Annotated in this window: 10 protein-coding genes; 5 read left to right on the top strand and 5 right to left on the bottom strand. The window is 58.8% G+C overall.

Annotated features, from left to right (window positions below; genetic code table 11):
- The first annotated feature begins 54 nt into the window (after nt 1–54).
- Both TERRO_RS22015 and TERRO_RS09895 read left to right on the top strand, forming a co-directional pair.
- Complete coding sequence (locus TERRO_RS22015; RefSeq protein WP_052313311.1) at nt 55–630, top strand: hypothetical protein; 576 nt, start codon at nt 55–57, stop codon at nt 628–630.
- 186 nt (nt 631–816) lie between these two features.
- Complete coding sequence (locus tag TERRO_RS09895; protein WP_052313312.1) at nt 817–1902, top strand: lactonase family protein; 1086 nt, start codon at nt 817–819, stop codon at nt 1900–1902.
- A 6-nt stretch (nt 1903–1908) separates the two neighbouring features.
- Here TERRO_RS09895 and TERRO_RS09900 read toward each other — a convergent pair whose 3' ends face one another.
- Nucleotides 1909–2652 carry a carbohydrate-binding family 9-like protein gene (locus TERRO_RS09900; RefSeq protein ID WP_014785863.1) on the bottom strand — a complete coding sequence of 248 codons (744 nt, stop codon included), beginning with the start codon at nt 2650–2652 and terminating at the stop codon, nt 1909–1911.
- A 232-nt stretch (nt 2653–2884) separates the two neighbouring features.
- On the opposite strand from TERRO_RS09900, the gene TERRO_RS09905 reads away from it, so the two are divergent.
- From TERRO_RS09905 to TERRO_RS09915, 3 genes are all read left to right on the top strand, one after another.
- A complete protein-coding gene (locus TERRO_RS09905; protein WP_014785864.1) occupies nt 2885–6310 on the top strand; it encodes a TonB-dependent receptor in 3426 nt (1141 codons plus the stop codon).
- A gap of 187 nt (nt 6311–6497) precedes the next feature.
- Nucleotides 6498–7199: a lactonase family protein gene (locus TERRO_RS09910; protein WP_014785865.1), complete on the top strand. Its 702-nt coding sequence runs from the start codon at nt 6498–6500 to the stop codon at nt 7197–7199.
- A gap of 27 nt (nt 7200–7226) precedes the next feature.
- On the top strand, nt 7227–8612 hold the full coding sequence (locus tag TERRO_RS09915) for an alpha-L-fucosidase (protein WP_014785866.1): 1386 nt from the start codon (nt 7227–7229) through the stop codon (nt 8610–8612).
- Nucleotides 8613–8677: 65 nt separating this feature from the next.
- Here TERRO_RS09915 and TERRO_RS09920 read toward each other — a convergent pair whose 3' ends face one another.
- The 4 genes from TERRO_RS09920 to TERRO_RS09935 form a co-directional block, all read right to left on the bottom strand.
- On the bottom strand, nt 8678–10285 hold the full coding sequence (locus TERRO_RS09920) for a PLP-dependent transferase (protein ID WP_014785867.1): 1608 nt from the start codon (nt 10283–10285) through the stop codon (nt 8678–8680).
- A 45-nt stretch (nt 10286–10330) separates the two neighbouring features.
- Complete coding sequence (locus TERRO_RS09925; protein WP_014785868.1) at nt 10331–10813, bottom strand: RidA family protein; 483 nt, start codon at nt 10811–10813, stop codon at nt 10331–10333.
- A gap of 28 nt (nt 10814–10841) precedes the next feature.
- On the bottom strand, nt 10842–12119 hold the full coding sequence (locus TERRO_RS09930) for a twin-arginine translocation signal domain-containing protein (protein WP_014785869.1): 1278 nt from the start codon (nt 12117–12119) through the stop codon (nt 10842–10844).
- 111 nt (nt 12120–12230) lie between these two features.
- Nucleotides 12231–13001, bottom strand: coding sequence for an RraA family protein (locus tag TERRO_RS09935; protein WP_014785870.1), 771 nt, complete (start codon nt 12999–13001; stop codon nt 12231–12233).
- Nucleotides 13002–13012 lie beyond the last annotated feature (11 nt).

Consider the following 13012-nt stretch of genomic DNA (forward strand, 5'->3'; position numbering starts at 1 on the left):
ACCGGCTCGCGCGCGAAGCCTCAGAGGTCGGGACGCGACACGCCATCGCGTAAGGTGCCCAAGCAACAACCGCTGCCCGGCAACGCTTCGAAGGGTGACTGCAACGCGCTGGGAGTGACGTGTGATTCCAGCTACTTCGCAACCTGGCAATGGCCTAAGGATGACACCTGCGCGGTGGGCGTGAGGAACGGCTATCCGATTCCCGACCCTCGTTGTACGCCCGGCGGAGCTGTGCCGAACCTGGACGCGGAGATCCTTCGTGATCCGCAGTGGCGCACGAAATGTATCCGCAACTGCCAGAGCACGGAGAAGCAGAAGCATGTGACGTATGCCTGGTATGGCATGGTGGCGCCGACTGAAAACAACGGATCAACCCAGGTGTGTGAACTGGATCACCTGGTGCCGCTGGAGTTGGGCGGAGCGGATGGGTTGGGCAACATCTGGCCGCAGTGCGGGCCGGCCGAGAATGTCTTGAGGGATCGATTTTTTAAACGCAAGGATCTGGTCGAGAACTATCTTGCGGCGAAGGTTCGATCGGGCGAGATGCCGCTGGAAGAGGCGCAACGAGGCATCGCCACGGATTGGACGCAGTACCTTGCGGCAGCTGCGCAATCCAAGCGCAACCGTTGAGTCGCCTTGTCCAAGTGCGGTATTTTGTGGAGGTGTTGTCTCCTGCCGTATCTCAGGAGCGAAGTGACACTGACGATTTCGACGAGGACCCCATTGCAGCGAAGTGATCTACCCTCGATCGCATTACCCTGGTCACGCCGCCGATTTGTTGGCGTTGCCCCGGCTCTCCTTTTTGTGCGCGAGGCGATGGCTGTACCGTCGTCTCCGCGTCGCGTTCTGCTGTGCTCTGCGGCTAAGGCCGGCGGTGAGATTTATTCCGCGACGTGGGATCCCGCGAGCGGCGCGCTTGGCGTGTTGCAGAAGTCCGTGGCGATCACAAATCCGACGTTCATGGCCTTCGCTCGGATTGCGGGCAATACGTATGCCTATGCGGTGAGTGAAGCCACCGGCGCGGGAGCAACTGTAAGTGCCTTCGCTGCCGATCCGACGAGTGGTGTTCTTCGCCTGATCAATACACAGTCAAGCGAGGGTGATGCGCCGACGCATGTTTCCGTGTCGCCAGATGCACGCACGCTCGCCGTCGCAAATTACAACGGTGGCAGCATCACGACTTACCGGATCGACGGTCATGGAGCTATCTCTTCGCCCGTGTCGCATATTCAGTACACAGGCCACGGACCAAATCCGAAGCGGCAGGAGAGTGCTCATGCACACTCAGTCCGCTTCACCGCGGATGGGCGCTTTCTGCTGGTGAATAACTTTGGTCTGGACCAGATCCTGATCTACCGCGTGAATCAAGGGACCGCAGAGATCACGCCGCACACGATACCCCTCTGGTCGACCACTCCTGGCAGCGGTCCGCGTCACATCGCATTTCATCCCAATGGTCGTTGGATCTATTGCCTCGAAGAACTCGATTCCAGTGTCGACATCCTGCAGTGGGACGGCAAGGCAGGACGCTTGACGCCGGTTAGCCGTGTCTCAAGTCTGCCGAAGGATTTTCCGCAAGGCATCGCCTTCTCCGGTGAGATCGCAGTCTCGCCCGACGGGCGCAATCTCTACATTGGGAATCGTGTTGCGTCCGATACCATCGCGACCTTCCGCATCGATCACGATGGTGGCGCGCTGACGCTGATTCAGCTTGCGAGTAACGGTGGCAAGAACACGCGACACTTCGCTATCGATCCCACGGGACGATGGCTGATGCTGTGCGACGTTGCATCGAACAGCGTTGTGATTCTTGAGCGAGATGCAAAGACAGGAGAGCTGTCGGCGCCGATCCACACCTACTCGCTGGAGAGCCCGATGTTCGCAGACTTCCTGCCTGTCTGAAGCTGATTAGCGGCGGAACGTCAGCGTTCCCCAACGATCAGGGATATGCATATTCACTTCGCCCTGCGGCGACCATACCCAGTTCTCTTCGCGCGGATGTCCCGGCAGCCACTCCACACGGCTGAAGTTCACGCGCCATTGCGTGCCGTCGACAGGCATAGGAACCTGCTGCCGTGATGCAAACGCATCCAGCGGCAAGGCAATCTCCAGCGTCCATCCCTTGTCTTTATCCGACCGCTGATTGAGTGTGCCCTGGACCGCGACGGCAGTCCGGATACCTGCTGCTTCCCAACCATTGTCCGCCTTGCCGCCCTCGCGATACGGACGATTCAGATAAAGGTCCCAGGTCGTGTTGAGGGCGTTCATCTCAAATTCGAAATAGTCTTTATCTGAGGGGACGGGCTTCAGAAATAATTCGAAGTCGTCGTCATGAAATATTACGGAGTCATGCGCCGTAAGGGTGCCATGCACATCGGGCTCCTGCAGTTCTGCTGCGATGTAAAGTGCGTGATCGTCCCACAGCATTTTCATCCGAGTGCGATAGATGGGACGCCGATCTGCGCCACCCGTAATATCTACAAAAGCTGATGTCCATGCGGCGTGTCGCCATACGGCGTCATCCAGTTTGCCGTCGATCGTCGGTGGCGCGCCCACATGGTGGCATACATAGCTCAACGGGGATGGCGCCTGCGCTAAAAGTGGCGTAAATGCGAAGGTTGCGCCGAGGATCAAGCCGAGGAAACGAGTCAAGTCACTCTCCAGATACCTTGCTGTTTTTACTGTAAGCAAAACGAATGTCACTTATTCCTGACGATCCTCACGAGAGCCTGCTAGGTCATATGACCTAGCCCTCGGTGCGCGTTGTGCGGTCTACTGTGTCAACGTTAAAGTACCGAGAACATAGATCAAAATTGCAGCATATTTAGCTCGCTGCCCCCTGGTTTGTTCCACTTTGAAATTCCCCTTTTCGGAGACCAAGTTGATGAAGCGTTCCCTACTCTGTATGTCTGCGGTGCTTGTCTGTACGAGCCCCAGTATCTACGGCCAGACGATTACCGGTAGTATCAATGGCACTGTGACGGACGCCTCCGGCGCCGTCCTACCCGGCGCGAAGATTGTCGCCACCAACATCCAGACCAACGTGAGCAGCACCGCTGAGTCCACCAGCTCGGGCGTTTACAACCTTCGCTTCCTTCAGGTTGGCCAGTACAAGGTCACGATCCAGGCTGCAGGCTTTGCTCCGCAGACACTTGGACCTTTTGCACTCGAGGCAGGCCAGGACGCGAAGTTCGACGCCAAGCTTGGCGCTGAAGGCGTCAACCAGTCGGTCACTGTCAACGAAGCACTGATCCCACTGCTCAACACGGAGAGCGCTGAGCTTGGATCAACGCTCGATGCTCACGCAATCGACAACATCCCACTTCAGGGCCGTAACTTCTCGTCGCTGACGATCTTCACGCCCGGCGCTGTTGCGACCGATCCCACCAGCTTTACCGGCACCAACGCCATCGAGCGCAGCACCGGCGGTGGTGGACAGGTTGCAGTAAACGGCAACCGCCAGCAGTCGAACAACTTCCTGCTTGACGGTATCGAAATCAACGAGACCATCAACAACACCATCGGCTACAACCCAAGCCCCGATGCGCTGGACCAGGTCCGCACGGTCAGCGCCAACGCCCAGGCTGAGTATGGCAACGTCAACGGCGGCGACGTGATTGCCCTGACGAAGAGCGGCACCAACCAGTTCCATGGCAGCGCCTTCTACTACGTCAACGACGATAGCTTCAACGCGAACACGTGGGAGAACAACCACAACGCGGTACCGACGCCCAAGAACAGCGCGACCAGCAACATCTTTGGCGGCACCTTTGGCGGACCAGTCCTGAAGGATCGTCTCTTCTTCTTCGCAGATTACTCCGGCAACCGCTACCACACGGGCGGCACGTCGGCTGTAAACGTGGCAACAGCGAAGATGCGCGCGGGTGATTTCTCGGAACTGTTGGATCGCTCTCTGATCAACACGCCGGTCCAGCTCTATGACACGCAGACTGCTGGAGCGCCGGCGTATGCCAACAACCGTCTTCCTGTCACGGCTTTGAATCCGGTTGCGCGATATCTGTTTGCACATCCTGAGCTGTATCCGCTGCCGAACCAGGCCGCACAGGCTGGCACCGTCACCAACGGCAACTATCGCGGTGTGACCAAGCAGCGCATCTACAACGACCAGTTCGACGTCAAGGTCGATTATCGCTACCACGACAAGGACACCTTCTTCGTCCGCTATAGCCAGAGCACGGCAGGCGACACGAACACGGCACCGATCGCACTCGCCTTCCCGACTGCATCGACCTACCCAACGAAGGGTGTTGCCATCAACCATGTGCACACCTTCACGCCGACCATTCAGAACGAGCTCCGCGTAGGCTTCTTCCGTACGGCGTGGCACCAGGGTCTGCCGCAGGACACGACCGGCGTCTTCGGTCTGAGCGGAAACAGCCTTGTTGGTATCAGCGGCGGAAACCAGGTTCCTGGCTTCTCAGCGCAGAACATCACCTCGACGGGTGCGAACCTCTCAGCGAGCAGCGGTGGTGCGGCATTCGGTAACGCCGGCATCTACTCCGACAATGTGATGAACAACTTCACTTACGCCGACAACCTGACGGTGCAGAAGGGTAGCCACATCATCAAGATGGGCGGCCAGTTCATCCGCTACCAGCAGAACAGCCTGTACACCGGCAACGACGGTGCTCAGGGTCAGATGACGTACAACGGTAACTTCACTGCGGCCAACGGCTCGTCTGGCTCCGGTGTGGCTGACTTCTACCTGAATCGTGCGTTCTCGGCTGGCCGCGGCACGCTTGCCGGTCACACCGGTCAGCGTCAATGGCGTGATGCCTGGTTTGTGCAGGATGACTGGAAGGTCTCTTCCACCTTCACGCTTAACCTCGGTCTGCGTTGGGAGTACGACCAGCCCGTCTACGAAGTCAATAACAAGCAGGCGAACCTGAACCTTCAGACTGGCGCCATCCAACTGGCCGGTGTGAACGGAAACAGCCGTGCGCTCTACAACCCGGTCTGGACCAACTTCATGCCGCGTGTTGGTTTCTCTTGGAATCCAAAGCCGCGCATGGTGCTGCGTGGTGGCTTCGGCTCCACGACGTACATGGAAGGCAGCGGTGCGAACCTTCGCCTGAACATCAACCCGCCGTTCCAGAGCTCGGTGAGCTACACGGGATCGGCTCCTTCCGGTGGCAGCCTGGGCAGCTTCACGACGGTTCAGAACGCCTTCGCCCAGAACACCGCCACCTGCGCTTACAGCACCGATCCCACCTGCGGACAGCTTTTCCGTGCATGGGACCCGAACCTGAAGCCCTCCACGGTGAACGAGTACAGCCTCACCTCGGAGTACCAGCTCAGCAACACGAGCTCGGTACAGGTTGGCTATGTGGGTGAGTACGGCTATCACCTCATCCAGGCAGTCAATGCAAACCAGCCGACCCGTCCATGCCTCGTAAACGGCGCAGTGCTTGCGGTAAACGATCCTGCTTGCTTCGCCACGAACAAGACGCCCTTCTACCAGGTGGTTGGTCAGTCCGGTCGTGTGGCGCTGACTGCGTCGCAGTCGATGATGAACTACAACTCGCTGCAGGCAAGCTTCCGTCAGCGTCTGAAGGCCGGTCTGCAGTTCACTGTGAACTATGCCTACAGCAAGGCAATGACGAACAGCATCGGTTTCTTCGGTGTGTCCAACGTTCAGACCAACAGCGCTTACGCAGAAGATCCGCGTAACAACACCATCGAGTATGGTCCTTCCGGTGCGGACGTACGCCATAACCTGAACTTCACCATGACCTACGATCTGCCTGTAGGCCGTGGACGTATGGTGGGATCGAACATGCCCCGGTTCGTCGATGAGTTCATCGGCGGCTGGAAGCTGGCGACCTCTGGCTTCGTCTACTCGGGCTTCCCGACGACGATCACCAGCAACACCATCAACTCCGGTGTTAACTCGTCCCAGCAGCGCATGATCCGGTACCGTCCGCTGCGAGTGGTCAACCGTTCGGTCGCTCACTGGTTCGGAACGGATCCGTCGGCGACGTCCTGCAACACGCCTGGCTTTGACAACGGCGTCTGCGCCTACGGCCTGCCGGCCAACGGCGTGATCAGCCAGCAGCGCCCCGGAACGGAGCGCACGCCTGGCTTCATGCAGTACGATGCTTCCCTGTTCAAGGACTTCAATATCACCGAGCGCCAGCACCTGAGCCTGCGCGTGGATGGTACGAATGTCTTCAACATTGCAAGCTACGGCAACCCGAACAGCACCGCACAGGATGCTACGTTCGGTAACATCACGAAGACCCGCTCTGGACCACGGCAGCTGCAGCTGTCTGCCAAGTACGTTTTCTAACAACTGAGTCTCATGGCGGCGTGGATAATATCCACGCCGCTATGGGCTTTGATGAACGCAGCCGCCGAACGCTGCGTTGATCAAAGCCCGATGTAGACAAGGGAAGCTAGCGCGCTCAGGGAGCGTACTGGACGCTGGGCTTCGACCAACGGTGCACGCTATGGTCTATTAGGTCTGAGGGATCCGTATGCAGCCTAACTGGACAAGACGACGCTTTCTGCAGGCCGCCGGCCTGACCATTGCCGCGCATGGCACCAACTTCACTCATGCGCTGCCGCTCTCTCATCGTCCGACACACGCTTATGTCGCGGTAGAGAATGGCCTGCACGTTCTTCGTTCCGCCGGAGACTCCTGGCAACCGCTGCAGTTCGTTGAGAGCTTCGCCCCATCGGCAGTCCTGATGAACACCCGCTCAGGGACACTGTTTGTAGCAAATGCTCGCGAGCGCTTCGAAGGTTTGCCAACGGCATCCGTCGAGAGCTATCGCATCGATGAACGGAGCCGCACGCTCAACCGGATCGGCACGCAGCGACTTAGTCTTGCAGCCGTAATGCCGCACGCGATGGCGCTCTCTCCCGACGGATCGCTCATGGTGGTCGCTGCTGCCGCAGGTCTCTACAACATGCTGCCCGTCACACGGGATGGAGCAATTGGTGAGGTCACGGCGGTACGGAAAGAACTGCGGCTCGATGCAGCAGGTGCAACGCACATGTTCTTCGCGAGTGACAAGAAACTCCAGGTGCAGGATGCCTCCGGCACTCGGCTCTACCGTTGCGACTTGAATGGTATGGCTCTTCTGGATGCCTCACCTTCGACACAGCCACTTCCGTCCGGCACCTCACCTCTTGTGACAGGCCAACGCTCTGTCGCTTTTGCACGTTTCGCATAACCGCATCCGCCGAAAGAGAGCATTTCCATGTATCGCACCATCGCCCGCCGCGCCAACACGCTATTGGCACTGGCGTCCATTGCAGTTGCACTGACGACTTCGCAAAATTCACCCGCGCAAAATGCAGTCGATGTCAAACCGACGCCGCAGCAAACTGCCTGGCAGGACATGGAGTTTGGCGTCATCCTGCACTTCGGGACAAATACATTTCTTGATCGCGAGTGGGGCGATGGCACGGCCGACCCGAAGGTCTTCAATCCTACGCAGCTGAACACGGATCAGTGGATGAAGGCCATCAAGGCTTCGGGCGCGAAGTATGTCGTCATGGTCGCGAAGCACCACGACGGATTCTGCCTGTGGCCGACCGGGCAGACGGACTACAGCATCAAGGCGAGCCCGTGGAAGGACGGCAAAGGCGACCTGGTTCGCGAGGCTGCAAATGCAGCGCGCGCCAATGGCCTGCGCTTTGGAATCTACCTGTCCCCCTGGGATCGGCATGAGCCGAAGTACAAGGACTCTGCCGAGTATGACAAGTACTACAACGCAGAGCTGGAAGAGCTTGTGCAGCGCTACGGCGACCTTGCAGAGTTCTGGCTGGATGGCGCGGGCAGCGCCGGGCACGTTTATAACTTCCCGAAGATCATCGAGACTTTGCGTACCTATCAGCCCAATACCATCGTCTTCGCAGACACCGCTCTGTTCGAATACGGCGATGCGCGCTGGGCGGGCGATGAGTCTGGTTCCGTTGGCTACCAAGTCTGGAACGTCATCGATCGTCATGGCTACCTGCGGTGGCGTCCGATTGAAGTGGATACGCCGCTGCGCAACGTTCACTGGTTCTGGCACCCGAAGGACGAGAAAAGTCTGAAGTCGCTCCCTGACCTGCTTGATAGTTACGAGAATTCCGTGGGCCACGGTGGTCAGTGGATGCTCGGTGTCGCTCCGGATGATCGAGGCCTGCTGCCCGACAGCGATGTGGCACGCTTGCGTGAGCTGGGTGATGCTCTGCAACAGCGCTACAGCCACAGTCTGCTGCAACAGCACCTGCCGGTCGACAACAACGTAACCAACGCACTCGACGGCAATACCGACACGTTTTGGAGTGCTCCCGCGGGATCGCATGCGGCAACGCTGGAAGTGAAGCTGGCGAAGCCTGTCACCTTCGATCACGCGATGACGATGGAGTGGCTCGTGGAGGGTCAGCAGATCCAGCGTTACAGCATCGATGCGTGGACCGACGGCGCCTGGCACACCATCGTTCAGAGCGAAGCCATCGGCCACAAGAAGATCGACCGCTTCCCTGCAGTGACCGCACAGCGGGTACGCCTGAACATCCTCACCAGCGCAGGCGAAGCTCGCATCCGCGAGTTTGGGCTCTTCCGCCTCGACGAAACAGCGACCGCAGCGAAGTAAGTGCCGGCAGAGAAAAGGGAGTGTGGAGCCAACGCTCCACACTCCCTTTACTTTTTGATCGTGACCTAGGCCTTGCGAGCCTGCCACGAAGCCTTGCCGTACTCACCCAGATCAACGGAGCCGCTCGCGGTGTCGCCCGCGACCGTGCCCTTGAAGTTCCAATCCAGTTGATGACCCGAAACCGGCATGGTGCTGCGCAGCTTGATGTCATTGCCATGGATGCTTCCCTTCAAGGTTGCGTTGAAGAGTTCGCCCTTCTGCGTGCCGGAGAGGTCGCTGCCGCTCTGCTTCAGTTCGAACTCCTGCTCACCCTTGCCGCGCAGATACTGAATTGCGACATGCCACTTACCTTCGACCTTGCTCGCGCCCGGCGCAATGACAGGATTTGAGTAAGCATCGGGATGCGACAACGCCGCGAAGATCGCATCAGCAACGATTTTCTCTTCGCCTGGCGACATCATGTAGGGCATCACGGTCAGGCTGCTCGCCATGTTTTCCGGACGAATGCCCGTGCCACCATCCAGCATGACGCGCGGGTTGCCGGCATCCAGCTTCGCCGTCAACTCGGTACCGGTGATCTTCAGGACATTCGCATCCCGGTGCACTCGCAGACGGGGCGAACGGTTCGAAAGGTCTTCCGGTTCAAGGTACTCAAAAGTGGTGGACTGCAGCGGCTTCAGACGCGCTTCAATCGTCTTCAGCCAGCTCATCCACATCTTCTGCTCGGCAGCGTGATCACGCTTACCCCACTGCTGAACAGCAGCGCGGATGCCCATGATCTCTTCCTTGCCGACCTTGTAGGCACGACCGTAGTTGTGGTGGGGGGAGGCCTGGAACCACGCGGCCTTTGTCAGTTCCTTGTCACCAAGCAACAGACCTGCAGCCTGCGGTCCACGCATGCACTTACCACCCGAGTAACCGACGAGATTGGCGCCTGCCTGAATGTACTTGTTCGGCACCAGCGGCTCTTCGGCTGCTGCATCGACAAAGACAGGAACGTTCTTGGCGCGTGCCATCTGGCAGATGTTTGCAACAGAGAGCGGTCCTTTCTCTGCTGCGGGCGACGCCAGCACATAGACCATCGCTACCTTGTCGGTGAGCTTCGCCTGAAACTCCTCTGCGCTATCGACTTCCACGATCTCCGCGCCGGTCATGCGCACACCGAAGTCGTACGGGTTGCGTGAGTGCTTCGGGATGATGACCTGCGACTTCAGCCGCTTGTACGGGAAGGCCTGCGACCACTCCACGTTGGTTCCGCACGAACAGGCTACGGTCGCCAGCGCAATCGCGGCTTCACAACCTGTGGTGACGGTACATCCGGGCGCGCCAAGCATCTGCGCGATATCGGCTCCGACCTTGTCCATCAGCTCGTCCAGATGCACGAAGTAGAACGAGGCCTCATACATGGCCTGCTTTACCTCAGGCAAGGAACGCGACCCCGTGATGATGGTGAACGTCCCATGCGCATTGACGATGGGACGCACACCGAGCTTCGTGAAGATGTTGTCTTGTGGCGTGCCGGGTGACAGAGACAAACCCGTACGCGCCGGCTGATCGTCGGCGAGCGTCGCAGCATGTGCCGACAACGGAGCAGCGACCGCCGCTGCAGAAAGGACACCGGACTGCTTGAGTACATCGCGCCGTGTAGGACGCGCTTTGCTGAACAGAGACATGATCTTCCTTTGGTCTTTCAAGTGAGCAGCGGCGTTGTTTCCGTTTTAAACGTAAGCGATGCAGTCCATCTCGACCAGCGAGTTACCCGGTACACCGCCTGCCGGAGCAACCGTGGTGCGAACCGGAGGAATGCCGGTGAAGCGGCCCAGATAGGTATCGTTCATTGCCTTATAGTCCTTGAGATCATTCAGGTAGACGTTAACCTTCAGGACCTTGTCCATGGACGAACCGCATTCGATCAGCTGCTTCTCGAGCTCGTCCAGCACATGCTTCGTGTGCTCTTGAATGGTGCCCTCAAAGTGAGCCCCGACACCTGCAAGGTAGAGCGTTCCGTTATGCAACACTGCGCTTGAGAAAAGGCGCTTCTCGCCATCCTTCGGCTTGGGCCAGCCCTGCTTCTGTTCCTTCGGGGTTGCGGCGGCAGCCTCAGACGGGACCAATGCAGCAGCACCGGTCACAACGGCAGCAGCGCCTGCGGCATTCTTCAAGAGGTTACGGCGGGTGGTTTTGTTTGCGGTATTCGACATCGGTTTCTCCTGGCAGCCCGTGGCTGGTTTACGAAACGTTGGGTTGGGTCAGCAGCTTGCGCAGTGCGGCAGCGACGACTTCGGCTTCGCCGGGTTGCAGCATCCACGTCGCAAGCACGATCGTATTCTCGTCAGCAGTATGGAAGCGGCCGCTGTTACCGGTCGCCGGATTCAGTTCAATGGGAGGGTTCTGTGCACGCAGTTTGTCCGCGACCTGCAGCGGTGTGATGCCCACAACTTTTGGATCATAACGAAGGAAGAGATGAGGCACATGGTTTGCAATCTTCGGCATGAAGATCTCACTCTTCAACGTCGGTACGTTTTTCAACGCTGCCTGGATCACATGCGTGCGATCAAGGAACTCGCGCTGCATCGTCGCATCATCCTGCGACAGGATCCAGTCCACTGCCGCGACCATGCCGGCAATCTGTTCCTTCGCAACTTTCATGCCACGACCGACAGCTTCGCTGTTCGGGCTGTCGTTTTCCGCTGCCAAATCAATCAGCTTCTTCTTGCCCAGCAGAAGCCCGGCATTCTGCGGTCCGCGGATTCCTTTGCCGCCTGAGAAGCAGACAAAGTCAAAACCCATGCCGGTGTACTTCCACAGGTTCTCGATCGGAGGCATGTCTGCGGCTGCATCCAGGTGGCACGGCACGTTATGCTCATGCGCGATGCGGAGCCACGTTTCGCGGTCAATCTGTGTGGGAGGATTGTTCTCCGGCGCAGCATCGTTGAAGTAGTTCGTCATCACCGTGCGATCGCTGAAGGCCTTGCGATAGTCGTCTACCGTAACGACTTCGCGAACCTTAACGCCGCACAGAATCATGGCATGGTCGTATTCGTAACGATGCGACTTCTGCACGATGACTTCGTATCCGCGCTCGAGGGCCGCCTGCGGAATCTCCTCAGGCTTGATGTTGCCCTTCGATGCGATGGACGCCGCTGTGGCGAGCGTCAGTGCCGCCGAAGCGCCCGAGGTCACCAGTGCACCTTCGCACTTCAGACGCTTGGCGATGTACTCCCCTGCGGCCTTGTGCAGTTCCTTCAGTCGGACCGGATGGTGCGCGGCCGCCGCAACTGCGCGCTGCACGGACGGTGGCATCACGGCAGCCGTCAGGTAGGTGTAGGTTCCTGCCGCGTTGATCACGGTAGGAACGCCCAGCTTGGCGTAGTAGTCATCGGCGGCAGCGCCCGCGGGCGCCTCGGCCGCCGCGACTGAGGGCAGCACGGCTGCTGCTGCCACGGCCGTACTAAATTCGAGAAAGCCTCTGCGCGAGAGCTTCTGCTGATCAGTCCGTTGCGTCACGAAAACACCTTTCCGCTTATGGGAGTGCCGTTCGATCTGTTGATTGCGAGTACCTCTAACCCTACCTGCGAGGTTCTGCAGATTAATGGGGCAGATGTCCTACGCCGCCACTCAAATCCTGCCAAACTGTTTTACCGCAGCCACGATGGAATGCAGCCGCTCAATGTACGGATACATCGCGTGTTCGGTCTCATCCAGCTTCTGTGCCACGATCAAAACCTCTGCCGCACGTGCTCGCGGAATCACGACCACACCATCCTGGTCGGCTGAAATGATATCGCCTGCATTCACGGTAACGCCGTCGCAATTGACCGGGATATTCATGCCGCCGAAGCGATAGTGGCCCACGGAGGTTGACGGTACCGGCCCGGTCGCATACACCGGGAAACCAATGCGCTTCAACTGCGGAAGATCGCGCACACCGCCATCGACCACCGCACCGCTGAAGCCGCGCGACCACATGGCCGTACCCATCAGTCCGCCCATACCGGCGATGTCGGCACCGTCTTCAATCTTCATCACGTAGACCGAACCGGTGGTACCAGTGTCAATCGCCTTCAGCATGCCGCTCAGAGCATCGGGATCGTGATTCTCTTCCTTCTTCAGCAGTACGGTCAGTGCTGTGCCGACGAACTTTGTCGGGAAGATCGCCTGCATCTTGTGGCTCATGTAGTGCTTCTCATGCAGCGTCTGCTCGACGGCATCGGACACCGATGCGGCTTCCACATGGCGATACGCCTCCAGCATTCCGGGCAGATCCTTGTCATACTCCGCTGCAGTCCTGGGAGCCTGCGCCAGAACACCCGCGTGTGTGAAGACGGCCGCAGCGGCTGTCAGGCAAATCGCCGTGGTGCCGATGGCGGCATATCGTTTCAATCTCATTCCCTGCTTCT

This window comes from Terriglobus roseus DSM 18391, from assembly GCF_000265425.1.
GTDB classification, from domain to species: Bacteria; Acidobacteriota; Terriglobia; order Terriglobales; family Acidobacteriaceae; genus Terriglobus; species Terriglobus roseus.

Coding starts and splice junctions, on each gene's coding strand:
- TERRO_RS09895 (WP_052313312.1), top strand. CDS start 817: ATGGCTGTACCGTCGTCTCCGCGTCGCGTTCTGCTGTGCTCTGCGGCT.
- TERRO_RS09905 (WP_014785864.1), top strand. CDS start 2,885: ATGAAGCGTTCCCTACTCTGTATGTCTGCGGTGCTTGTCTGTACGAGC.
- TERRO_RS09910 (WP_014785865.1), top strand. CDS start 6,498: ATGCAGCCTAACTGGACAAGACGACGCTTTCTGCAGGCCGCCGGCCTG.
- TERRO_RS09915 (WP_014785866.1), top strand. CDS start 7,227: ATGTATCGCACCATCGCCCGCCGCGCCAACACGCTATTGGCACTGGCG.
- TERRO_RS09920 (WP_014785867.1), bottom strand. CDS start 10,285: ATGTCTCTGTTCAGCAAAGCGCGTCCTACACGGCGCGATGTACTCAAG.
- TERRO_RS09925 (WP_014785868.1), bottom strand. CDS start 10,813: ATGTCGAATACCGCAAACAAAACCACCCGCCGTAACCTCTTGAAGAAT.
- TERRO_RS09935 (WP_014785870.1), bottom strand. CDS start 13,001: ATGAGATTGAAACGATATGCCGCCATCGGCACCACGGCGATTTGCCTG.